This window comes from Sphingobacterium multivorum (assembly GCF_039511225.1).
Lineage (GTDB): Bacteria > Bacteroidota > Bacteroidia > Sphingobacteriales > Sphingobacteriaceae > Sphingobacterium.
On sequence record NZ_CP154261.1, the window covers coordinates 306,809 to 333,377 of the forward strand.

At 43.0% G+C, this 26,569-nt stretch carries 12 protein-coding genes, 2 tRNA genes and 3 rRNA genes; all 17 read left to right on the forward strand.

Translation table 11 applies throughout. The features are described 5' to 3' along the window. Positions 1-19 precede the first annotated feature (19 nt). The 17 genes from AAH582_RS01220 (at position 20) to AAH582_RS01300 (ending at position 26,538) form a co-directional block, all read left to right on the forward strand. Positions 20-3,181 (forward strand): SusC/RagA family TonB-linked outer membrane protein, encoded by a 3,162-nt coding sequence (locus tag AAH582_RS01220; protein ID WP_046673892.1) that lies wholly within the window; start codon positions 20-22, stop codon positions 3,179-3,181. A 13-nt stretch (positions 3,182-3,194) separates the two neighbouring features. Then, entirely contained in the window at positions 3,195-4,697 is a 1,503-nt protein-coding gene (locus tag AAH582_RS01225; RefSeq protein WP_046673861.1) for a RagB/SusD family nutrient uptake outer membrane protein, read from the forward strand. An 11-nt stretch (positions 4,698-4,708) separates the two neighbouring features. Continuing rightward, positions 4,709-5,467, forward strand: a complete 759-nt coding sequence (locus tag AAH582_RS01230) for a fasciclin domain-containing protein (RefSeq protein ID WP_053003653.1) — start codon at positions 4,709-4,711, stop codon at positions 5,465-5,467. 15 nt (positions 5,468-5,482) lie between these two features. Further along, entirely contained in the window at positions 5,483-7,072 is a 1,590-nt protein-coding gene (locus AAH582_RS01235) for a DUF5008 domain-containing protein (protein ID WP_046673862.1), read from the forward strand. A 20-nt stretch (positions 7,073-7,092) separates the two neighbouring features. Continuing rightward, positions 7,093-8,826, forward strand: a complete 1,734-nt coding sequence (locus tag AAH582_RS01240) for a LamG-like jellyroll fold domain-containing protein (RefSeq protein ID WP_343321024.1) — start codon at positions 7,093-7,095, stop codon at positions 8,824-8,826. A gap of 15 nt (positions 8,827-8,841) precedes the next feature. After that, on the forward strand, positions 8,842-10,851 hold the full coding sequence (locus AAH582_RS01245; RefSeq protein WP_046673864.1) for a M60 family metallopeptidase: 2,010 nt from the start codon (positions 8,842-8,844) through the stop codon (positions 10,849-10,851). Positions 10,852-10,860: 9 nt separating this feature from the next. Beyond that, on the forward strand, positions 10,861-12,633 hold the full coding sequence (locus AAH582_RS01250) for an alkaline phosphatase family protein (protein WP_343321025.1): 1,773 nt from the start codon (positions 10,861-10,863) through the stop codon (positions 12,631-12,633). Between the two features lie 109 nt (positions 12,634-12,742). Beyond that, positions 12,743-14,143, forward strand: a complete 1,401-nt coding sequence (locus tag AAH582_RS01255) for a discoidin domain-containing protein (protein WP_343321026.1) — start codon at positions 12,743-12,745, stop codon at positions 14,141-14,143. Positions 14,144-15,450: 1,307 nt separating this feature from the next. Next, positions 15,451-16,979, forward strand: a 16S ribosomal RNA gene (locus AAH582_RS01260). Positions 16,980-17,100: 121 nt separating this feature from the next. Continuing rightward, positions 17,101-17,174: transfer RNA gene (locus tag AAH582_RS01265), tRNA-Ile, on the forward strand. 11 nt (positions 17,175-17,185) lie between these two features. Beyond that, positions 17,186-17,259: transfer RNA gene (locus tag AAH582_RS01270), tRNA-Ala, on the forward strand. A 231-nt stretch (positions 17,260-17,490) separates the two neighbouring features. Beyond that, positions 17,491-20,371, forward strand: a 23S ribosomal RNA gene (locus AAH582_RS01275). A gap of 156 nt (positions 20,372-20,527) precedes the next feature. Then, a 5S ribosomal RNA gene (gene rrf, locus AAH582_RS01280) occupies positions 20,528-20,639 on the forward strand. The 16S, 23S and 5S rRNA genes sit together here with 2 tRNA genes alongside, the layout of an rRNA operon. A 451-nt stretch (positions 20,640-21,090) precedes the next feature. Continuing rightward, a complete protein-coding gene (locus AAH582_RS01285) occupies positions 21,091-21,681 on the forward strand; it encodes an RNA polymerase sigma factor (protein WP_343321027.1) in 591 nt (196 codons plus the stop codon). A 143-nt stretch (positions 21,682-21,824) separates the two neighbouring features. Continuing rightward, entirely contained in the window at positions 21,825-23,012 is a 1,188-nt protein-coding gene (locus AAH582_RS01290; RefSeq protein ID WP_343321028.1) for a FecR family protein, read from the forward strand. 35 nt (positions 23,013-23,047) lie between these two features. Next, positions 23,048-24,526, forward strand: a complete 1,479-nt coding sequence (locus tag AAH582_RS01295; protein ID WP_343321029.1) for a SusC/RagA family TonB-linked outer membrane protein — start codon at positions 23,048-23,050, stop codon at positions 24,524-24,526. After that, complete coding sequence (locus AAH582_RS01300) at positions 24,511-26,538, forward strand: SusC/RagA family TonB-linked outer membrane protein (protein WP_343321030.1); 2,028 nt, start codon at positions 24,511-24,513, stop codon at positions 26,536-26,538. Before AAH582_RS01295 ends, AAH582_RS01300 begins: the two co-directional genes overlap by 16 nt. Positions 26,539-26,569: the final 31 nt, after the last annotated feature.

Genomic DNA, 26,569 nt, shown 5'->3' on the forward strand with positions numbered 1-26,569 from the left:
ACTAATTAGCTTAAAAATTATGAAACAAATTTGCATACTATTTACTTTCATTTGCACCTTGTTTGTAGGGGAGGCTTGGGCACAAACCATGATCAAGGGTGTCGTGAAAGGAAACGATAATAGGGCGCTCGGCGGCGTATCCATACGTCTGGAGAACCCAAAAAGAGATTTAGGGAAAACCGGCGAAGATGGGCGATTTGTAATTTCAATCCCAAACACTGGGGTTATGGTATTTTCTTATCAGGGCTATCGTACAGAGAAATATACGATTGTTGCTGGGAAAAAAGAATACAATGTAACTTTGGAAATGACCGCTCAGGAGCTCGAAGAGACTGTTGTTGTCGGGTACCAGCAACGTAAAAGAGAAACCTTGACGGGATCCGTGGTAACAATTTCCGGTAAGGAAATACAGGATATTCCCTCTGGTAACTTTGTTGACCTTTTACAAGGTAAGGTTGCGGGTTTAAATATTCAGAACAATACAGGTAGCCCAGGTATGCGCGGAACAATGGCCGTACGGGGGATGTCCAATTTCAATGTTTCGGGTAGCGGTGATAATACCTTTGTGACACCGACCTCGCCATTATTCGTTATTGATGGTGTTCCTATCGATGACAATTCGGGCTATGAATATGGATTTGAGACTGCAGGCCCTGGTGTATCGCCAATTTCCATGATTCCACCTGAGGATATCGAAGATATTACCGTCATGAAAGATGCACAGGCAACAGCGATGTATGGATCGCGTGGTGCTTATGGTGTTATTCAGGTACGTACCAAACGCGGTAATTCAAAAGTGCCTATCGTAAACTATCAAGGTCAGTTTTTCTTGTCGGCAGTGCCGCAATTGCGTCGCGTAATTGGTGGTAAGGGAGAACGTATGGTTCGTTTAGAACAAATTTTGATGAATGATACCACATTGGCTGCCGCGCTACGTCGTATCAACGATTCTCCAATACTGGCCGATTCCCTGAATCCCTATTATAATAATTCAACCGATTGGCAGTCTTATTTCTATCGCAATACCATGAACCAGACACATAATATTGGTATTTCCGGAGGAGAACGTACATTCAATTACAAAGCCAATATGAACTATTACGATGAAAATGGTATCATCGCGAATACGGGTTTTAAAAGATACACAATGACCTCCAATATGCAATATGAGCCGAGTGATCGTTTCAGAATGATGACCAATATCAATGTCAATGTGGCGCAAAATAAGATGGGTTCAGGAAATGCCTTAATGCAAACCGGAGTAGGTAAATCGGTCAATACAACCTCGCTGTATCCATCGCCTTCGCTATTTTCTGGAAGTATGGGGGCGCTATCCGCATTGGGTGTAGATGATCAGAATAAAACTGGAAATTACGTTGGGCAGCTAGAATTGCAGTATGTCCCTATTAAAGATGTGCGCGCATCCGTTACCTTAAACTATAATTATACCACTGCGACAAAAGATCGTTATACACCAGAGGTGCTTTTGGGCAACTCTTCAGAAGTATATAGTTATTATAGCAACAAAAGTAAAGTCTATAACCGGAATCAATTGTCCTATGTGAAAGCAATTAAAGAAAAACATCTTTTTAGTGTCTATGGATTTACGGAAATGGAAATATCCGCGTCCTCCGAAGACCTATCGAAAATTCGTGGAACGGCCAATGATCAATTTCAAACGGGAATCAGTTACAATACACGAAATACACTTGGAGGTTTGTTAAACTCATTGAATAATTTTAGATCAGTGGCTTATGCGGGAAGCTTCTCCTATAATTACGATTCAAAGTATATTCTTGATTTGACTTATCGTATTGATGGTAGCTCGTTGACTGGTGGTGCAACACCTTGGACCAAAAATCCTTCGGCGGGTTTGCGTTGGAATTTCAAGAAAGAGAAATTTATGGAAAATGTGAGCTGGTGGGATACAGGTTTCTTGAGAGGATCGGTCGGACGGACAATTTCACCATCGGGAACTTTGTCGGATATCTACGGTTGGTATAAGATTGACGATGGTCGGTATAACAATAGACCAACAACTTCATTGGATTTGGCCATTGCACCAAACCCTGGACTAGTTCCACAATCGACTACCCAATGGTCTATGGCTGCTGAGCTAGGTTTTTTTAATAGCTCACTCTATGTGACTTACGAAACTTATTACAAGCAATCGGATAAAATTTTACGCAAGAAGCCAATTGCGAATCACAACGCATTTTCTGACGTGCTGACCAACGAGACAGCCATGGTGAATAGAGGACATGAATTAAGTATTCAGTATCGACCAAAATTAGCAAGTTCGGATTGGGAATTGAATGCGAACGCAACATTTGCGATAAACAGAGATTATGTTACTTCGCTGCCAGATGGAGCACGTCAATTGGTGCAAGCAGATGGATCAGGGTATGACCTCCCTCAATTCTATCGTTTGGGTCGTAATGCATTTACTTTTGTCTTATATGATTATAAAGGCGTTTATAAAGCGGACGATCAAGTACCTGTAAATCCATTAACGGGACTGCGTTACCGAGCAGGAGGCCAAATGAACGAAGGTAAATTTTTTCGTGCTGGAGATCCTATTTTTACAGATCTAAATGGTGACTATGTGCTCGATGAAAATGATTTGGTCTATGTTGGCAATTCGCAGCCAGCAATCACAGGTGGTTTGTACCTCTATACACGTTATAAAAACTGGTCTTTGCGGACGCAATTATCCTATACCATCGATCGTGATATCTTAAATACAGCTTTGACCGATCGCTTCCGGAACTATTCGGATCCAAGTGGACAGAACTACGGCGCTGGAGCACCAGGTGCTTATGTTCCTTTGGATGCTTATAATGTATGGCGTCAGTTGGGTGACAATGCGGATTATCCAAATGTTTCAGACTTTACACGTTTATCATTGTATAATCCATACCGTTACAATTCAACCATGTTTATGGAGGATGGCTCTTACGTGAAAATTAATTCGGTCACTGTGGGTTACAATTTTGACAGAAGATGGGCACGTCGCTTTGGGGTGTCATCTGCCCGCATCAACCTGACAGCAAATAATGTGTATACATTTAGTAACTACTCTGGACCAGATCCAGAACTGGTAACAGGTGTAGGGCGTGATGGTTCAAACGGTTATCCAAGTAGAAGAACCTATTCATTGGGTGTAAGTGTACAATTCTAAGTTCAAAGACAACATGAGAAAGAAATTATTATATCTATTTATACTAGGAGCCTCTTTAGGGCTAGGCTCCTGTGGAAAGGGTTTCCTCGATATTACACAGATTGATAAATTGACAGGAAATAACTATTGGACCAGACAAGCAGATGTGGATCAGTATATGGGCGGGATCTATTCCACTTTTCGGGAAGCAACCATGTCTAATATCTTTTTTCCAGCATCGGGCGATTTGCGTTGCGCACCGACCAACAGAACAAGTGCAACAAGTGGATCGGGAAGGGATTACATCAGCTATCTTAAAAACAATGACCTGAATGGTCTAATGGCTCGACAAAATGACTTCTCTTATTTTGGCTTTCCGAGAATAACGCAATGGAATAACTTCTATAAGATGGTGCAGAATGCGAACATTGTAATCTATCAAATAGAAAATAAGGATATGCCATTCCTTAGTGAGAATATGAAAAAATCTTATAAAGCAGAAGCTGTTTTTCTACGGTCCTTAGCTTATTTTTTCATGGTACGTTTGTATGGTGATGTTCCTTATTATACGGATGTAAATACCAATCCTTTGCCACGGACAAATATGTTTACCGTATTAAAAAACCTTTCGGCCGATTTGGATGCCACCTATAAAGACCTGCCTTGGACTTATGATGATCCTTCTGTTGTGGCTGTGAAGGCCATGCGTGGGGCCGCAATCGCACTTAATATGCATATTAATATGTGGATTGCGGGTCTAGGAACGGAGGATAAAGCAGTGCTTTATCAGAAAGTTGCCGATCTAGGAAGAGAGCTGATGGAAGAAAATGGCGGCGCTTATGCTTTGTTGGACCTTAGCAGAACAAAAGAGATCTTTAAAGGCCGTACAAAGGAAGGTCTGTTTGAGATTGTGCAAAACTTTAATTATGGCGAAAGTTTTCACCTGTCGGCATCTTACTCGGATTATGTGCTCCATGCACCAAATAAAGTGACCACAAAGTCCTATATCTATTACGATCCAAAGTTTATGGAAAAGATGTATCCACCGACAGTGGATGATCAGCGTAAAGTATACTGGTTTGATAAAGATATCTATGCGACAAATGGAGATTTTCAATGTCTCAAATTTTCAAACGTATTCATGGAAGAGGGCGAAGATAACAATCCCGATGATAATCAAATGGTCTTCCGCTATCCTGACCCAATTTTATTACGAGCAGAGGCCTTGGCTGAATTAGGTAAGGATGAAGAGGCAAGGACTGTTGTCAATGTCATTCGTACGCGTGCTAAAGCAGCTCCTATTCGGGAGAGTGGGGATGATTTGAAAGATGCGATTTGGTGGGAACGTGTCAGAGAGCTCTTAGGAGAAGCAAACTTCTTTTACGATTTGGTACGTACGAAAAAAGTCATTAATTCGGAGTACACCTATGCACCGATGTCCGTTGCAGCCTTTAACTCGGGTGGTTGGACCTGGCCAATTGATAAGTCTGCTTTGACAAATAACCCCTATATGCAATTAAATAATTACTGGAACTAAAGGAATAGATCATGAAAAAGATTTGGAAATATACTTTTTTACTGTTGATGGCAGTTGCACTGTTTTCGGCGTGTAAAAAGGAAGATTATATCGATACGGGTATTTATGAAGCGAAGTTTAATGGTACAATCTGGAATTATCTGGAATCAAGACCAGATTTGTTTGATACCTTAATGGTTGCGTTGAAAGTAGCCAAATTGGATGATGTACTGAAAAATGATGAAGTAACCTTCTTTGCTCCCCCTGATCCTTGTATCTTAAAGTCTGTGTGGTTATTGAATCAGACATTATTCCGTTCAGGACAGGATTCTATCACCAAATTGGAGCAAATCAGACCGGAAATTTGGAGAAAATACCTGTCCAGATATATTTTTAAAGGGAAGAATGTAGCCAAAGATTATCGCCAGATCGATACACTGAATCTGGCAGCCTTTCCAGGTGGGGTGTATAAGAGTCTAGCTGGCGGCGATATGAATATTGGTGTGCTCTATAATGATGTTGTCAGTAAGAACGAAAGTTCTGGGGGTACACAGGTCATTAAATATGCGGGTTATCGTCAACTATATTTGAATTTTCCGTATTCGATTAGTGTACCCGATGAGATTAAGGATTTTTTTGTCCCTTATATTACCGCGCCGGTAGCAACATCGGATATTCAACCGACCAATGGTGTATTACATGTGCTGCAATTTTCGAAACATTCCTTTGGATTTCAGAATTATGAATTTGCAGATGAGGCTTACTTGTTGGGTGTACTTCCCATAAAATAACGATCTGATATTACTATGAAAAGAAATTTAATAACCAAAATAGCTGTCCTGCTTGTAGTATTAATCACATGTGCTGCTTGTAACAAGGATATCGTAACCGGAACAGATCCCTATGCAGGAGGTAAAGAACCGCTGGGAGTCGGGTTTTATGTCAACTATCCAGAACCAGGGGTGGCCAAACCTGGCGAATTGGTGGATTTTTATGTGAAAGGCCTAAAAGGAAAATTAAATCAGATCAACTTCTTTGTTAATAACACAGCGGTAGAGGTGGTTTCTGCGAAAGACTCACTTGTCACGATTAGAATACCAGCACAGATTACCTCCGGAAATGCCAAAATCGTTGTGGGTGAAGAAATTTTTTATGGACCACGACTGGAAATTGAGGGGAATACTTCTGTAGACGAAAACTATGGGATGGTAAACGGATTTCGAGGTGGGGTATATGATATTTTACCGAATGCAGGTGGTTTTATTGTGGCAGGGGCCTTTTATAACTTCGAAAATGAAGCGGTGGATAAAAAAGTCTATCGCAACGGGGTACATTTTATAGATGCGAATGGCAAGACTAGTACTAATATGAATTTTGGACAAGGGACATTCGGTGGTGGTTTTGTGCGATCTATCGCAAAGACAAGTGATGGTAAATTTATCTTTGCCGGTGCTATGGGAACTTTTGCAAAACGAGCGGTTAATAACATTGTTCGTGTCAATAATGATGGTAAGATTGACTCAATGATTGTAGAAGTGATCAATCCAGGTAGTGATCCCAAAAATTCATTGGATACGGTATCGGCCTTTAATGGTGGTGTAAACGATATGATTGTTAGGGCTTTTACGACTGCTGACAATAAGGTGATTGCCGTTGGTAACTTTACATCGCATTATAAGATTGATTACGACTATTCTTCCCGTGACTCCCGTAGATATATTATCTCGACCGCGAAGAGTATCATTCGCATGAAAGAGGATGGTTCCTTGGATTCTACATTTGCGCTGAATAATGCCGGTGCCAATGGACGGATTATGGATGCGGCCATGATAGATAATGAACGAGTTGTCATCGTCGGTTCATTTACCACCTATAATGGTAAGGCAGCCAACGGAATTGCTTGTATCAAATCAGACGGTTCATTGGATGAAACCTTTACTTTAAAAGGAAATATTACCCGATTATTTAAGGTAAGCTATAATAGTACGTTGAAAAAATTAGCTGTTTCGGGCATATTCACAGGTGCTGGTGCTTCAGGAAAGGTAAATAATATTGCCTTGATGAATATGGATGGAACGGTTGATGAAACCTTCATTCTAAAGGATATTGGTGCTGGAATTATCAATTATGCACAGATATTGAATAACGGACAAATCATTATTGACGGAACGCAACAAAGCTATGCGGGTGTGCCAAGGGCAAATTTATTGATCTTGGAAAAAAATGGCGAATTGCTGCAAAAATACAATGCATTGGGACCATTTACCGGCGACCTTGCTAAGGTTGTCGAGACGAAATCCGCTGTAGGTGAACCTGCCTTGTTGCTAGGAGGGAATATTCTCCAATTTGGACAAAAGACAGTAGGAAACTTCTTCCGTTTGGAAATCAAGAATTAATCCAACAAATGAAACTGGTTATGATTAAGTATTTTAAAACTTTGAAACATATTTCTCTAGCGCTTGGTGCCTTAATGGTATTGGGTGCTTGTAATAAGGATTTTCCCAATTTGCTGCAAAATTTTAATGAAGCGAAGGATAGTCCCGAAAGCCGTGATAAGGTGCTATTGGTGATTGTTGATGGGCTTTCAGGTCCAGCCATGCAGGATATTGCCCCTACGAATATTGATTTGATGACACGCAATGGTTTAGTTACCTATGGTAGTTTGGCAGATCCGACAACCGATTTTGAGGTAACCAATCAATCGGTTACAGCTGCATTGCTGACGGGTGTTAATAGTGCTAAAAATAAGGTCGTCGGTACGGATTTGAGCTCGATCGACTTGAATAAGTATCCGACAATTTTCACGAAGTTGAAGCAAAACGCGACAAGCCGTAAGTCGAGTCTCTTCACCTCCGATACAAAATATGGTGCTGCCTTGGGTAAAGATGCCGAAGTTAAGGTGGAAAGTAATGATGCTGCGGTAGTCACTGTCGCAACATCGTCATTGGCAAATACCGAATCGGATTTAAATGTTATCCATTTGACCGAGGTGGATAAGGCTGGAAAATCTTCTGCCTATTCGGCTTCAGACACAAAATATGTGGCTGCAATTAATATCTTGGACAAACAAGTTCAATCCTTATGGGAAACGATCAAAAAAAGAGCAAGCTTTAATACAGAAAATTGGATCGTGATTATCACCTCAGCTCAGGGTGGGGTATCTACAGATCCTGTAACCGATTTTACACCATATGGTGATAGCAAAAGAGATACATATACATTGTTCTACTCGCCAAAGTTTGCGCGGAAAATTGTTCCTCGACCAAATTCAAAAGATATTCCTTTTGTAGCAAATGCAACACGTTATACCTATGCGAGCAATAATCAGGTCGTTGGTAAACTAGCTGATGTGAATAAATTTAATATGGGTACTGGAACTGATTGGACGATGACCCTCTTTTTGAAATACAATGTTGCCAATTCCGAGTATTATTACCCGATATTTTTTGCAAAACGTGTTGAGGGCTTTACTGGAGCAGGCTGGAACTTCTTTTTAGAAGGAAATTACTGGGGTTTTAATAGCTCAATCGCTGGACAGGCATTCGGTCCTGGTATAAATGATGGCGAATGGCATGCACTGACCGCCGTTATTAAACGCAGCGGAAGCAAGGATTCTGTTTATGTTTACACCGATGGAACCAATGCCACGGTCTCTGGTAAATCTTCACAAGTAAGTGCTAATGGGAATAATTTAAATAATGCTAGCCCGTTGACACTGGGATATAATCCTGGAAATGGGAATACCGATTGTAATATTTCTATCTGTAACGTACAAGTTTATAATCGCGCCTTTTCGGCCGAAGAAGTAAAGCGATACGGAGGGGTGACTCATATTGATGAAACATATCCATTCTGGGATAATCTTCAGGGATATTGGCCTGGATATGACGATGTCAATACCACTGTATTGACAGAAAAAACGGGGAATGGAGCGGGTAACTTTAAACTAACAGGCCCTGTTGCTTGGACAAGTTTCAATGAATTGGTTCCGTTTTTTCAGCCACCAATTGAGGAATCTTTTTATCGTCTAGTGCCGAATGCCGTGGATATTCCTTTTATGATCTATCAATGGCTGGGAGTATCGGTAGAATCATCATGGAATTTGGACGGCAAGAGTTGGACGCCAAATTATACACAGATTAGAAAATAACCAAATTTTGACCTAATGAGAAAGAGATATTTAGTTTTTGGATTATTTGTTGGGTTGATGGCCTGTGCCTCTTCCTGCAGTAAATATGGTATTGAGTTTCCAGATGGTTATCAATCTGGAGATTCTACAGAAACGCCGCTACAGTCGGATACAACCATGGGCAAAGCCGATAAGAGCTTATACCATAGAGCTCGGATATATCCGGGTCTGGTAGGAGAAAATGTCACTCGTGTTAAGGATACCACAATTTCTATGTTGATGAATAGAAAATATGTGACCTCCTATGAATATAAAGTTAGTGTAACACCTGCGCCAATATATACGACAGGACTATATGCTCCTGCCGGCGAAGTGATTCGGATTACTGTGCCTGAAGGTGCTATTGGCATGACCGTGCAGGTGGGAGTGCATACAGATAACATCACCGGTAAAGATGCTCCAAGGAGAGATCCTATTCTGTACACCAGAAAGGAATTATTCCCGGGAACAAATTACATCAAGAACCTCTATGGTGGAACGATATGGATTACTAATCAGAAAGCAAGCACGACACCTGTTAACATTAAAGTAGCTGGCGCTGTCAAATCTACAGACTTTATTCTAGGTAAATCTGTTGTTGCCGATTGGAAAAAACAAGTGTTGTCGCAGGATGTTCCTTGGATGGACCTTATAGGCCAACGAGTCGCTTTTTCTGTCCCACGCTCGCTCGTCGTTAAATTTATCCAGTCCGGAAAAATGGATCAAGTGGATGAAGCGCTACGGTTATGGGACGATACCTATGTCAAAGATTATTATAATTGGATGGGGTTGTCTGCTGATGCAGCGAATCCCATCAATCGTTATCCCGAATTTTGGGAAAGAGGTGTAATGGATATTCACCCATCATTAGGTTATGCGCATAGCGGTAGTCCATGGGTGATGCAAGAAGATGAATATTGGTTGGATGAACTGACAAATCCCAACACGATCAGAAAAGGAACTTCATGGGGATCATACCATGAGGTCGGGCACAATTATCAAGCAACATGGGCCTGGAGTTGGTCGGATCTGGGCGAGACGACAAACAACCTGTTTATTTTTAACGCAGCGCGCAATCGCGGTGTGACTTCACGAATTGATTTTCATCCTGCATTAAAGACGTCAATTCCTGCTGCATTGAAATTTGCAGCGCTGACCTCTGCGAAGAACTTTTCCAATTTTCCTGAAGAATTGGGAATTGACGCTGATGATCCTTTTGCTCGATTAACACCTTTTCTTCAAATCTTTGATAAGACAAAGGGTAAAAATGGAGAATCAGGTTGGGATTTTTTCCCGTATATCTATAGCAAAGCGCGCAACGAAAACTTTACAAGTTCTTTGGACCAAGGCAAACGGGATTACTTTTATCGCCAGCTATGTAACTTTACAGGGAAAGATTTTAATCGGTTCTTTATTGCTTGGGGTATTCCGGTAAGTAGCTCGGCCAAACGCGAGATGCGTGAAAAATATCCTCCGATGGACAGGTCTATCTGGGAATACAATCCTTTGACGTTTACGGGCGGCGACGGCGTATTGCAACCGCGCTATTTCTTACCAAGTGGTCTGTTTGAATTTACGGCAAATGTCGCTACAGCAACAAACGAGAGTACCGGTAAATTCAGTGCAATGACTGATGGCGATCCAAATACCTATTGGCATACTTGCTGGTCTGGCTGTTCTATCCCGACTACTTTACCTGTAGAATTGACAATGAATATGAAAGAAGTCAATGTATTCAAAGGATTTTATTATAAAAATAGAAAAGGACAGACATTCGCAACAAAAGTTAAAGTTTATATCAGCCGTGATAATAAAAATTGGACGGATATGGGCGCATTTGCATTGGCTAGCACTTCACAGACAACTGCTCAGAATGAAGCATTGAAGGAGTTTACGTTTCCAAATTTAGTAGAGGCTCAGTATGTGAAATTTGTGTTCCCGGATCCAAATACTGGTGGAGCAGAACATGTTGCAATTGCCGAGTTAGGGGTGTTTTACGATATATAAACTTAAGTTATGAAAAGATTATTCAATATAAAGAAAGCCTTAGTTCTTGTCGTAGCTGCGGTGTCGTTATTGGTTGGCTGTACAAAATATGCTAATCCGCCGGCGGTGTATGAAGACTATGAGCAGAATCTGCAACAAGCGGTTAAACGGAAAGTGCTGTTTATCTCTGTGGACGGGCTGGTAGGGCAGGAATTAAAAAAGAGCGTCCCAGCTAATATGGCTGAGTTGATCAAGACAAGTAAGTATACCTTTAATGCACTGGCTGATGAGAATACCGGTGATGCATCTGCTTGGATGACGATGATGAGTGGAGTGACCTACTCCAATCACCAAATTAATGATGATTCTTATATCCCTAAACCGGATGAAGATGACCCACATAAGAATGTGGCGGGTTATCCTTCCATGTTGTATCGCATCTCAACGATAGCGCCTTCGCTGAAAACGACAGTCGTATCACGGTCGATCGCATTGAATGACAAACTGCTTGTTAGCGCAAATGAAACCTATAATGGAGCGACTGACGAAGACGTAAAGACAAAGGTACTAGACCTGTTTAATACCAAAAATACGGATTTTATGATCGTACAGTTCACATCTTTATTGGATGCAGGGAAAAAAGGTGGTTTTACAGTGAGTAACAGTGACTACGCGGATGCCTTAAAGAAAATTGATGGGTATATCGGCGAAATAACGAAGGGACTAGCTGCACGCAAAAATTATCAAAATGAAGACTGGTTGATTGTCGTAACATCAAATCATGGTGGTATTGGACGTTCATACGGTGGTAACACGCTGCAAGAGCGGAATACCTTTGCTATATTTCAGAATAAAAACTTTAAAAGTGCCGAGCTGACCGGGAAACCCATGAGCTATGTTCGGATGTGGGGATACGACGGTACTGGAAACAAGCCTTTAGGGGTAAGAGCAGTAAGTGGAAATGTTGGGAATTCAAGTGATTATGATTTGGCAACGACGAAAGAATTAACAATTTCTGCCCGCTTCAGATTTAATTTGAACAACACAATTATTTCATCGACTTATCAGCCAAATACCTATAACTACTGGTATTCGGGTATTTTTGGTAAGGATTCAAACACTTCTACCGCTACGCCGGGATGGATGTACTATACCTGGGGAAATGATTTGCAGGTGAAGATCAGTGATGGGGTGAAGGAGGCGACCTGTCAGACAGCGAAAGTTAACGGCGACTGGTATACCATGACTACAGTCATCAAAGCGAATGGCAATGACCAGGTTAATATCAAGATCTATAATAATGGCACACTAGCACAGGAAACAACTACATCAGGGATGAATGTGGCCAATATAAAAACGACTGATCCTTTGATTTTCGGTTATAGACCTAACATATCTTATGACTTGGTCGATTTTGATGTGTCGAATGTATCTATATTTAATAAGGCATTTACACAAGATGAAATTCGAAATTCTTTATGTTCTGCCGATGAATTGACTAGCTCTTCGTTTGCCAATACTTTAAAAGGCTATTGGAAGATGTCGCCTACTGAAAGCGGTTCGATTCAGAACGAAGTGTCAGGCAAGAGTGCAATGGGGCTTAGTGGAGCTTTTCAATCGAGAATGACTTCGGAAGTGGTGCCTTGTGATTTGGGTGAAAATGCCGTATTTATTCAGGCAGCGGACTTCTTCCCACAGATATTTTACTGGTTGGAAGTACGGACCTTAAAAGACTGGAAACTGGAAGGACAAGTATTTTTAAATAAATACGAGGTTGAATTTCTGCTGTCTGAGCAAAAATAAATAGATTATGAAACCATCCGTGATTAAGGTTTACTTTATAGAGTATTATTAAGTAAGCCTTAACCACAACTAAACTCCATCATATTGATGGAATAAACTTTATTTATCGATGAAAAGGAATTTTAAAATGAGCTGGGCATTTAATGCTATTTTAGGAGCTTTTTTGCTAAGTACTGGGAGTTGTAAAGAAGAGGAATTGGTATTTCCACAGCAAGGGAACCAGGAAACTGTTGTAACTGAAACACGACCAACAGCAAAGCCAACGAATTTGACTTATGTATCGGCCTTTAATCAAAATATAGAAATACATTGGCCTACTTTATCTGATCGTGTCGTAAAAGCTCAGATCAAATATAAAGATGGTGCTGCGGATAAAATATTGGATATTACTAAGTTTAGTGATCCAACAATCATTCATTTAAGTGAATTGAAAAGCTATAGCTTTTTGTTACAGTATTTTACGTCAGATGGTACCGGCTCTAAAGTGACACAAACCACATTAAGTCCAAGAGCATATGAGGCGGATTATAAAGTGGCGAATGTGTCAGCACAAGCTATTCCGGGCGGGGTAACATTTATCTTTCCGAATACTTCTCGGCGTGAGATCCCCGGGAAATTGTCGTATGCGGTTGAGGGAAAATCTTTTGAAGTAGACCTGAAGGGCAATATGCAAGATACGGTGACGATTTCGAATCTAACCGATGAAACAAAAAAGATAGATTTTTCCTTGAAATTTCAGGATGACCAATGGAAGAGAACGGCAACCGGAAAATCCCAAATGGCTCCTGGTTTGTTAACTTATAAGTTGATCCGGCCAACAGTTGTACCCTATATCGACGGGAATAATCTTGTTTTAGCGTGGGACAATGAAACGCAGGATCCAGTTACTGTTAATGTGCAATATGAGTTAAATGGGGTAAAGAAGACCGCTACTTTAGCAGAGAGTACAGATGTGAAAGGTAAACTATCATTTGATGTTCAAGGTAAAGCAACTGCGATTGCCTATACCTTGAAAACCGAAGGATTAACCTCGCCCATCCAGCAAAAACAGGTAAATCCATTGGGATTGGTGAATAAAGCACTTTGGTCAGCATCGGCATCTTCGGTCGAAACAGAAGAAGGCGAAAAGAACGGTAAACCGGAGAGCTTAATTGATGGTGATATTACTACTTTTTGGCACTCGACCTGGTCTGATGGAGAACCCCCATACCCCCATTGGTTTATCATCGATATGGCTAAGGTAGAGGCTTTCGGTCGTTTTGGCATGATCCGACGTTATAATAATACCAATGGGTTCAAAACATTTAATATTGAAGTTTCTTTGGATAAAGTGAATTGGAAGATGATTGGAAAAGATCTGAACTTTAACTCGGCAGACAGCCCTGCGGCTTGGCAAGATTATAGTGTGGCACCGGTCAATGCACGTTATATTCGAATTACAATGACAGCATCACGAAATGGTACGTCTTTATCTACCCATTTAGGAGAATTTAGAGCGTATGCTTACTAAGTTTAATGATCGTTTTTCGATTTAACAAAGGAAAGACAACCCGGCTTAATCCAAATGTCCGGATAAGATGTCCGATTTTGAAATCCCCCAGTGAGCAAGCAGCTTTCTGGGGGATTTTTTTGTAACGTTCCATTGCCTGGCAAAGGGACCAATACTAGTCCAATAAGCACTTCGATGGATCTGTCTAGGGCTTGGATAATAGCAATTATTTTTGTGATTTCTCTGGGGGTAACCCTAGTTTGCCCTAAATGACCCATGGTTCCCCAGTAAATAAAAAAGAGTTGAGGATTGCTTATTCCTTAGTCTAGCTTTTGTTTATACTTAGCTTAGTATTAAGTTAGGGTTTGCTTAGCTATAACCTATACTATACCTAAACTAAACCTAACTAAACCCTAAACTAAACCTAAGTAAACAGGTATAAAAGTCTAGCTGCAAAAGAAGGTATTCCGGCGTCCTGTGGTCTGCCATTTTTTCTGGCCGTCCCCGTCTATCGGCTGCGCAATTTATCCAGTGTGCATTGTACTGCGGCTTTCGTGTGCCAGTTGTTGGGGGTATTCCCGCTATCCCGTCCATTGTTATATCCTGCGTTGCTGTTTCTTTCCGCTGCGATCTTTCCGACGGCACAATTTTCCGGCCCTATCGATATCCGTCTGCCCATCTGCTGCGCCTGGGACCCCGTTCCCGGTATTGGCTGCTTATATTTGCCGCTGCAGCCGGTGCTGAAATCCCTCAGGAAACCCTTTTCGTCTCGTCCTGCGGATAGCTGTGTACTAAAATGAAAAAGAATCTCGCACCGTTACAGGCAGTTAAGGGAAAAATGAAATAAATAAGAACAAAAGGCTTGGAAGTTTGTTAACAAACTCCCTATCTTTGCACCACTCCGCAAGGGAGGGACGGTTGCTTCGCAGGAAGAAACCATGAAAAAAAAGAAGGGTTTAAGGGAGTTTGGCAGGATTTAAAATCCCGCCAGGTTTATTTTAAACGCGGAAATCGAAAAAAGAGAAAAGAAAAAAACTTCAGAAAGTTTTTGGAAGTTCAGAAAAGATTTCTACCTTTGCAGTCCCAACGGAAACGAAGGGGAAAACAAAACGATAAAGACGGCGCAATGCCCTCGGAATATAGCGGATACGGAAGTTGAAGCGACAAAGTTCTTTAAGAAAACACAATCATGTAAGCGTGACGAGTAGACAGACGAAAGTCGAAAGTCATGAACAAATTCAAGTAATTCGTTCAATTCGATCCAAGATCAGAGATATAAAAAAAGAATTCTGATTATTATAAATAGTTGGAATCAAAAACTTCATTTTACAATGGAGAGTTTGATCCTGGCTCAGGATGAACGCTAGCGGCAGGCCTAATACATGCAAGTCGGACGGGATCCATCGGAGAGCTTGCTCGAAGATGGTGAGAGTGGCGCACGGGTGCGTAACGCGTGAGCAACCTACCTCTATCAGGGGGATAGCCTCTCGAAAGAGAGATTAACACCGCATAACATCAACAGTTCGCATGTTCGGTTGATTAAATATTTATAGGATAGAGATGGGCTCGCGTGACATTAGCTAGTTGGTAGGGTAACGGCTTACCAAGGCGACGATGTCTAGGGGCTCTGAGAGGAGAATCCCCACACTGGTACTGAGACACGGACCAGACTCCTACGGGAGGCAGCAGTAAGGAATATTGGTCAATGGGCGGAAGCCTGAACCAGCCATGCCGCGTGCAGGATGACTGCCCTATGGGTTGTAAACTGCTTTTGTCCAGGAATAAACCTAAATACGTGTATTTAGCTGAATGTACTGGAAGAATAAGGATCGGCTAACTCCGTGCCAGCAGCCGCGGTAATACGGAGGATCCGAGCGTTATCCGGATTTATTGGGTTTAAAGGGTGCGTAGGCGGCCTGTTAAGTCAGGGGTGAAATACGGTGGCTCAACCATCGCAGTGCCCTTGATACTGATGGGCTTGAATCCATTTGAAGTGGGCGGAATAAGACAAGTAGCGGTGAAATGCATAGATATGTCTTAGAACTCCGATTGCGAAGGCAGCTCACTAAGCTGGTATTGACGCTGATGCACGAAAGCGTGGGGATCGAACAGGATTAGATACCCTGGTAGTCCACGCCCTAAACGATGATAACTCGATGTTGGCGATAGACAGCCAGCGTCCCAGCGAAAGCGTTAAGTTATCCACCTGGGGAGTACGCCCGCAAGGGTGAAACTCAAAGGAATTGACGGGGGCCCGCACAAGCGGAGGAGCATGTGGTTTAATTCGATGATACGCGAGGAACCTTACCCGGGCTTGAAAGTTAGTGAAGGGTGCAGAGACGCACCCGTCCTTCGGGACACGAAACTAGGTGCTGCATGGCTGTCGTCAGCTCGTGCCGTGAGGTGTTGGGTTAAGTCCCGCAACGAGCGCAACCCCTATGTTTAGTTGCCAGCATGTAATGGTGGGGACTCTAAACAGACTGCCTGTGCAAACAGCGAGGAAGGTGGGGACGACGTCAAGTCATCATGGCCCTTACGTCCGGGGCTACACACGTGCTACAATGGATGGTACAGCGGGCAGCTACATAGCAATATGATGCTAATCTCTAAAAGCCATTCACAGTTCGGATTGGGGTCTGCAACTCGACCCCATGAAGTTGGATTCGCTAGTAATCGCGTATCAGCAATGACGCGGTGAATACGTTCCCGGGCCTTGTACACACCGCCCGTCAAGCCATGAAAGTTGGGGGTACCTAAAGCATGTTACCGCAAGGAGCGTGTTAGGGTAAAACCGATAATTGGGGCTAAGTCGTAACAAGGTAGCCGTACCGGAAGGTGCGGCTGGAATACCTCCTTTCTAGAGTATCGCAGATCGGTGCTCGTCACGTTACATATGATTGCAAGAAGAAAAAACATCAGAAGAAAGTGCCCGCCCCGAAAGGAGCAGGACCGAGAGAAAGAGATGAACAAGATAAGCTAGTCCCGTAGCTCAGTTGGTTAGAGCACTACACTGATAATGTAGGGGTCAGCAGTTCAAATCTGCTCGGGACTACGAAAAAGTAAGGGGAATTAGCTCAGCTGGCTAGAGCACCTGCCTTGCACGCAGGGGGTCAACGGTTCGAATCCGTTATTCTCCACATCTCCGGGAGGGACATCGACAGATGCTCCGAAGAAACAAACCGGAAAAAGAGTTCTTTGACATATTGAAAGAGAAAAAAAATTACAAGAGAAGACAACAGTATAGAGACAATACGTGTATGTGTCTGAAGTAAGGGAGAGACCCTCGGTGAATGCCGAACGATCCCGAACCTAGCATATGAGTATATATATCAAAAGCAGCCGCATAGTAGCAAAAGGCTATGCCGGTGAAGAAAGTAAATAAGGGCACACGGGGGATGCCTAGGCTCTCAGAGGCGAAGAAGGACGTGATAAGCTGCGATAAGCTACGGGGATTGGCAAATGCGAAGTGATCCGTAGATTTCCGAATGGGGCAACCTGGCTATTTGAAGAATAGTCGTATAAAACGCGAACGCGCTGAACTGAAACATCTAAGTAGGCGTAGGAGAAGAAAATAACAATGATTTCCCAAGTAGTGGCGAGCGAACGGGAAAGAGCCCAAACCGATCATGTTACGGCATGGTCGGGGTTGTAGGACCACGACATTGTACAGCGCTATGAACTGGAAGCAGGTGGGAAACTGCGCAATAAGGGTGAGAGCCCCGTACAGGTAAAGAATGTTGACATAGTGGTATCCTGAGTACCGCGGGACCGGAGAAATCCTGTGGGAATCCACCAGCACCATCTGGTAAGGCTAAATACTCCTGAGAGACCGATAGTGAACCAGTACCGTGAGGGAAAGGTGAAAAGAACCCCGAACAGGGGAGTGAAAAGAACCTGAAACCGTGTGCTTACAAGCGGTTGGAGCAGGCAGGTCCTGTGACAGCGTGCCTTTTGCATAATGAGCCTACGAGTTACTCTTGTCTGGCAAGGTTAAGTCCTTCAGGGACGCAGCCGAAGCGAAAGCGAGTCTTAATAGGGCGCATAGTCAGATGAGGTAGACGCGAAACCTTGTGATCTACCCTTGGGCAGGTTGAAGTTGCAGTAACATGTAATGGAGGACCGAACCGATAAACGTTGAAAAGTTTCCGGATGACCTGAGGGTAGGGGTGAAAGGCCAATCAAACTGGGAAATAGCTCGTACTCCCCGAAATGTTTTTAGGAACAGCGTCGGCGTAGAGTTTGATAGAGGTAGAGCTACCGATTGGGTGCGGGGGAGTCAAATCCTACCAAATCCAGACGAACTCCGAATGCTATCAAATATAGCCGGCAGTGAGGCTTTGGGTGCTAAGGTCCAAGGCCGAGAGGGAAAGAACCCAGACCATCAGCTAAGGTCCCCAAATCCGTTCTAAGTTGAACTAACGAGGTCCGGTTGCCCAGACAGCTAGGATGTTGGCTTGGAAGCAGCCATTCATTTAAAGAGTGCGTAACAGCTCACTAGTCGAGCGGCCGGGCGTGGATAATAAACGGGCATCAAGAACGGTACCGAAGCTATGGATTTGCATTGAAAGATATGCATCTGGTAGGGGAGCATTCCATCGCCTGGGAAGCACAGTGGCAATGCTGTGTGGAGGTTATGGAAAAGCAAATGTAGGCATAAGTAACGATAAGGCGGGTGAGAAACCCGCCCACCGAAAGACCAAGGTTTCCTGATCAACGTTAATCGGATCAGGGTCAGTCGGGACCTAAGGCGCACCCGAAGGGGCAAGCCGATGGACAACTGGTTAATATTCCAGTACTCTTCATAACTGCGATGTGGTGACGGAGTAGTGACACTGCCGCGAACTGACGGAATAGTTCGTTGAAAGGCGTAGGTATTGGAGTTGTAGGCAAATCCGCAACTCTAGCTGAAACCCAATAGTACAGCAAAGCTCCGGTGGCGCTGATAGAGCAGGTAAACAGACTTCCAAGAAAACCCGCTAAGCTTCAGGTTATGAAGACCCGTACCGCAAACCGACACAGGTGGTCGAGGAGAGAATCCTAAGGTGCTCGAGTGAGTCATGGCTAAGGAACTCGGCAAAATGGCCCTGTAACTTCGGGAGAAGGGGCGCTGTCTCGAAAGAGCAGCCGCAGTGAAAAGGCCCAGGCGACTGTTTAACAAAAACATATGGCTTTGCAAAATCGCAAGATGAAGTATAAGGCCTGACACCTGCCCGGTGCTGGAAGGTTAAGAGGGGATGTCATCGCAAGAGAAGCATTGAATCGAAGCCCCAGTAAACGGCGGCCGTAACTATAACGGTCCTAAGGTAGCGAAATTCCTTGTCGGGTAAGTTCCGACCTGCACGAATGGTGTAACGATCTGGGCGCTGTCTCAGCCATGAGCTCGGTGAAATTGTGGTATCGGTGAAGACGCCGATTACCCGCAACGGGACGGAAAGACCCCATGCACCTTCACTATAGCTTAACATTGAGATTGGGTACAGGATGTGTAGGATAGGCGGGAGATGTTGAAGTGGCTTCGCCAGGAGTCATGGAATCAACCTTGAAATACCGCCCTTTCTGTATTCGGTTTCTAACTCCTTAATGAGGAGGACATTGTTTGGTGGGTAGTTTGACTGGGGTGGTCGCCTCCAAAAAGGTAACGGAGGCTTTCAAAGGTAAGCTCAGTACGCTTGGTAACCGTACGCGGAGTGCAATGGCATAAGCTTGCTTGACTGTGAGACCGACAAGTCGAACAGGGTCGAAAGACGGACATAGTGATCCGGTGGTTCTGTATGGAAGGGCCATCGCTCAAAGGATAAAAGGTACGCTGGGGATAACAGGCTGATCTCCCCCAAGAGCTCATATCGACGGGGAGGTTTGGCACCTCGATGTCGGCTCGTCACATCCTGGGGCTGGAGAAGGTCCCAAGGGTTGGGCTGTTCGCCCATTAAAGTGGCACGCGAGCTGGGTTCAGAACGTCGCGAGACAGTTCGGTCCCTATCTGTTGTGGGCGTTGGAAGTTTGAGTGGATCTGACCTTAGTACGAGAGGACCGGGTTGGACAGACCTCTGGTGAACCTGTTATGCCGCCAGGTGTACGGCAGGGTAGCTACGTCTGGAATAGATAAGCGCTGAAAGCATCTAAGTGCGAAACTAGCCACGAGATGAGACTTCCTTATAGGGTCGTAGAAGATGACTACGTTGATAGGCCATAGGTGTAAAGGTTGAGAGACCAAAGCCAAGTGGTACTAATAGCCCGAAGCTTTCTCAAGCAGATAACACTGTTGTCTTCCTCTTTAATTTTTAGAAACAAAACAGAAACGAAACTCTTTCAATAGATATGTCATTTAGATATGAACATAGGGATTATTTCGGACCTTACAGGCTCCTGATACTCTTATCCCTGATCTCAGATCTAAAAAAATATTTAGGTGCCTATATCGGCGGTGTCTACCTCTTCCCATTCCGAACAGAGCAGTCAAGCCCGCCAGAGCCGATGGTATTGCCGTAACAGGTGGGAGAGTAGGTCGGTGCCTTTTTTTACACGGAAGCCCTTGCTGGAAACAGTCAAGGGCTTCTTTCGTTTAGGTAACTCCCGTACTTCCTGTACAATGCTATTGCATATCTGCCGTACCCCCGACCGGCGCTGTCCTAGAGCCTCTACTGTCTTTAAGGGTATGGTGCAGTAGCATAACCATGTTTAGATACTCCCCCAAGCGGCGCTACTCTTTTAGGTGTCAGCTTACAAAGCCGTTACACTCCCGCCACTGATCATCACGGCATATCCGATACGATAATATCCCTTTTTCAGATCTTTAGGTTATATGAACTTTTCCTTTACAGTAGCCATAACATGAACTAGTCTCAGTCCACTAGTTTCAAAATGCTATTTTTTAATCCTATATTTTTTAAAAGATTTACTCAAATTGTGTTCGCATTTGGAGTATTATATAAAATTATGTTCATTTGTTTTTAATACAGAAACATACCGTGAAAAACAACGAGGGACAAAGTGATCAAGATTTATTGTTGGCAATGAAAGATAATAGCCGACACGCTTTCGATTGCCTCTATCATCGCTATTGGAAGAGATTACTGGATGCAGCGTATAGTAAGCTGGGAGATGCTGATGAGGCGCAGGAGCTGGTACAACAGTTATTTGTGGATCTGTATCGAAACAGGGAAAGCGTTCAAGTGCGTACGACTTTGGAAGGATATCTTCTTGCCGCCCTAAAATATAAAGTCATTGACCGTTATCGGAAAATTATGCGTCAAACGGAGAAAATGGACACCTGGCAGTCTTTTACAAGCCAAGATGTCCCGTCTCCAGACGCCTTATTAGAAATTAAGGAAACAAACGAAAAGTTGGTTCGGATAATCAATGATTTGCCTCAAAAATGTAAGGAAGTATTCCATTTAAGCCGCTTTGAACATCAGTCTCACCAAGAGATTGCCGAGCGATTGAACATCTCCGAAAGCACTGTTAAAAAACACATCCATAAAGCCTTGTCTATCTTACGTAAAGAGATGAAAACAGACTTTTTATTTTGTCTGTTGGCAACGATTTTTATTTCCAAATGAACGTGGATCTCATCACTACATCCATCGCCTAAGCTCTTTTAGCAGTCAATTGCAGACCTTCAAAATAAAAAATTCAAAAAAAATATTTTTTGAGTAGAACCTTACCCTCTTTCGTACGACTTATCTATAAATAGGCTAACCAAATGTATAACTATCAACGTTTAAAAGAGCTTTTTGAGAAGTTTCTCTCAGGGAATCTAAATGCTTTAGAGCAGCATGAACTGGACCATTGGTACGCCCAATCGGAAGATAAAACGTTTTTTGAGGAAAATCCACAATATCAACAAGGAGATATTCGTGAGAAACTGCTCGGTAATATCCACAAGGAACTGGGAATCGGTGCTGGACAGCCGAGCTTGTCAAGGATCAGAGGACGTATCATTCATTATGGGATTGCTGCGAGTTTATTGGTTTTCTTTTTAACGGGATTGGCCGTATACCATTGGTATGGAAAGATCCGGGCCGACGATCAACACCAGATCGCTGCAGAAACAGTAATGCCGGCAAGAGACCAGGCATTGATCCGACTTGCTGATGGTCAAGTAGTCGATCTTGATCGACTGAAACCCGGAACCATATTACGTGTTGGTAATTACAATGTGATCAAAAACCAGGACGGTCAGGTAGAATATGTGGCGGCTAACAGCAATTCGTGCCAAGCGGTCATGAATCAGGTCGAAACACCTAAAGGTGGTACAATTAACCTGAAATTACCAGATGGTACAGAAGTTACCCTAAATGCAGGTTCCACGCTACGTTTCTCTCAGGATTTGGTCAGCCAGGAAATCCGTAAGGTAGAGTTGGTCGGAGAAGGTCTTTTCCACGTAGCTAAATTGATGGAAAATGGGCATAAAAAACGATTTATTGTCCATACGGTTGAGCAGGACGTGGAGGTATTGGGCACTATTTTCAATGTACAGGCTTATGCTGGAGAAATGCTGACCAAAACAGCGTTAGTGGAAGGTAGTGTTGTGGTAAAGTGTCAGCGGGGAGCTCGGACTGTCAAACTGAAGCCAGGATTTCAGGCTATCTGGGATAGCAATAAGAAGGCTTTCGATGTTGAACCTTTCGACAATACTACTCAACTAGACTGGATTCATGGCGATTTTGTCTTTGAGAATGAATCGCTGAAGACGGTGCTCGATAAGGTTTCGCGCTGGTACAATGTGGAGATAAAATATGAAAAGAGCTACCCTGATGTTACATTTTATGGTAGTGTCTCCCGTAAAAATAGTCTTGCCGACGTTTTAGAACTCTTGAAAAAAACTTCAAATATCACATTTCGCGTTACGATGAACAGTCAAGGAGAGAAAATTCTGATTGTTGAATAACTATACGTTCCTAATCTCATTATACCTAAATAACTATGAAAGAACAATTACCTAATTTATGGACTGAAAGTCCATTAAGCCCACCTGTGGGGCGAATGCTCAGAAAGGGTATGCTTGCACTGTACCTTATTGTTCCCTCTTGTTTTCCCGGAGTTAGCTGGGCCAGTGGGCAGTCTATTACATTACATCGACAAGGTAAGCTATCGCAGATCCTTGAAGAGGTTAAAAAACAGACCGGATACGACTATATCCTAACGGGGGAAATTGCTAAAAAGGCTGGATCAGTTAACGTTGAACTGACCAAGGCAACCATAACGGAAGCGCTCAACACAATTTTTGAAGGACAGAATCTTGATTACCTCATGCAAGGAAAGTCGATTGTCGTGGTAACCAAAAAGCCAACGGCTGTGCAGCAACAAAGTGTGAGTGGGATAGTCGTCGATGCAAATGGCAAACCGCTAGCGGGCGCTACAATTCGTGTAAAAGAAAAGGCTACTATACAGACTAGTAGTGGGTCGCAGGGTGAGTTTCGTATTGCAGCAAAAAAAGGGGATATGCTGATCGTGACTAGTATAGGATACCGCAGTATCGAACAAAAGGTCGAAGAAGGAAATGTTTTGGTCCGAATGACTGTTGCGGATAACGTTATTAATGATGTCGTCGTCGTAGGGTATGGTACCACAAAACGTAGCGATCTAACAGGTTCTGTCGCTTCCGTAAATCCATCTGAAATTAAGAATGTACCCTTTACGAGTATTGATCAGGCTTTGTCTGGAAAAGCTGCCGGTGTACAGGTTGTACAGGCGGATGGTTCGCCCGGTGCAGTAGCACGGATTAGAATTCGTGGTGGGGCCTCACTGTTAGGTACAAACGAACCGCTGTATATTATTGATGGTATACCTGTCAATGTGCAAAATCGTTATGTATCGAGTAGCGCTGAAGTTGTTAATCCGATGGAAAGTTATTATGGCGATGATATGGGCAGTATGGTCTCTGGATCTTTCAACCGTGGTTTGAACAGTTTGGCTGGCTTGAATATCAACGATATTGAAAGTATCGATATCCTCAAAGACGCATCGGCGACTGCCATTTATGGCTCGAAAGCAGCAAATGGTGTTATTATTATTATAACAAAAAGGGGCTTGGCAGATAGTAAGCCGATCCTAGATTTTAACTATTATACTGGTCTTACTTCTCCCTTCAAAGAGAAAATACTCAATGCAGATCAATATAAGATGATCATGAAGGAAGCTGCTCATAATCTCAATGTTGAACGCAGCAAATTAGGCCTTCCACCTAGTGCAACTCCAACAGCTATCGAAAACGATGCTAGTTTCTTTGGGAACAACAATACAGATTGGCTCGGCCTGGTTTTACAAAAGGGTGTTTTGCAAAATGCTGATCTTTCGATTCGGGGGGGAGGAATGAATACCAAATACTACACCTCTTTGGCCTATAATAAGCAAAGGGGGACAATTATTGGTACCGATTTTAATCTTTGGCAGGTAAGATAAATTTAGATGCTACGATAGCGCCACGTTTTCGGATGAATACAAATATGGATTATAGTTACACGACAAACCATATTACAAACGGAGCCTATACACAGGCATTGTTTGCTCCGCCAACGGAATCGCCCTATAACGCTGACGGTACGTACTCCAATTTTGGCTTACTGCATGCCGAATATCAGGGTTACCAAAATCCCTTAGCCATGGTTTCTGGTATCAACCAGGGAAAAACGGGCATGTTTTTGGGATCGTTGGCAGCAGAATGGGATATTTTACCGGAATTGAAATGGCGCTCTGTCGGTTCAATCAATTACAGTACCTATAATCAATTAAATTATGTGCCAAGCTATGTGATGATGAGCGGTTTTTATGGTGCTGGTGATTCGAATGGTGGTACAGGTAGTCAGGCCCACACCGAATCGATCAATACATTCATCGAAAATACATTGACTTGGAATAAGCAATTTGGTGAAGATCACCGTCTCAATGCGCTGATTGGAACATCTTGGGAAAATTATAAAATGAATTTTTTCTCAGCATCGGGAGCAGGTTATCCGGATGATGATTTTTTGAATAATTTAAATTCTGCTGCAATTCCGGTGTCAGTTAAAGGTAGTAGTCCTGCTCAGACCAATGCGCTTTTGTCTTTTTATCTGCGTGCTAATTATAGCTGGAAAGATCGTTACCTGTTTACATTTACTGGTCGATCGGATCGTTCGTCGAAATTTGCTCCTGCTAATCAAACGGGCTATTTCCCCTCAGGCGCTGTGGCATGGAAAATTTCTGAAGAAGAGTTCTTAAAAGATGTGAGTTGGATTGATGAGTTGAAAGTACGGGTAAGTGCAGGTAAAACGGGGACGCAAAATATTGGAAGCAACCTCTATCGGACTTTATATTCCCCTGTAAGTTACGCTGGAAAGAATGCCTTCATTCCGACGCAGCTAGGTAACGATAAAATCAAATGGGAAGCTACTACGCAAAAGGATGCTGGCCTAGATTATGCTTTTTTTAAAGGAAGACTACGTGGATCAATTGGATATTATGAAAAGGTAACAGATGGGCTATTGCTCAATATTACGACTGCACCCAGCTCAGCTTACTCCAATGTGGTGCTTAATATCGCCAAGATCCGCAATCGCGGTTTAGAGTTCGATATCCGCGGCGATCTGATTCAAAAGAAAGACTTCAATTGGAATTTGGCGGTTAATATTTCAAAAAATAGAAATAAGGTATTAAATATCAACGGAGGACCTTTTTCCAATCCAAACAATCGCGATGGGCTTAACCTCGGGACCAGTATAGTCAAAGAGGGAGAATCATTGGGTCTATTGTACGGCTACGTAACAGACGGATTGATCCGGACAGCGGACGAACTGAAAGCTTATAAAGAAAGTTTTCCCTTTCTTGAATATATGGAGTATTACGTCAATGTTGGCGATATGAAATATAAACTGGATCCCAATGGAATCGGGGAAGGTGAGCCTTTTTATAAACAGGATATTATTGGCAATGCGACCCCCGATTTCTTTGGGGGTATAACAAATACATTCAATTATAAGAACTTTGGACTATCGACCCTTTTCACATTCTCCTATGGTAATGACCTGATTTACCAGGCTGACGTTGCTAATGGTGCAGCTGACAATCTAGCCAATCGAGGAGTAAGTATATTGGGGCGTTATAATAGTGACAACATCAACGCAACACGGCCAAGGCTACTGTATGGTCATGCGCAGTTCAGACCATTGGCAGACGTCAATGTATTTGATGCTTCTTACCTGAAGCTCAAGTCCATCACGTTTTCCTATAATTTCAGTAAATCGTTATTGGAGACTTTCAAGTTAAGAAGCGGTTCGGCATATGTATCGGCAACAAATTTATTTACTGTAACACATTATCCTGGAATGGATCCTGAAGTCTCGGATGATCCAACTTCTGTAATCGGTGGGGGACGTGATATCTCTGCTTACCCATCAAATAGGATGTTCTCTTTCGGATTACGTATTGGCTTCTAATCGTGTGGAAGACAAACGAATGACGTCGATG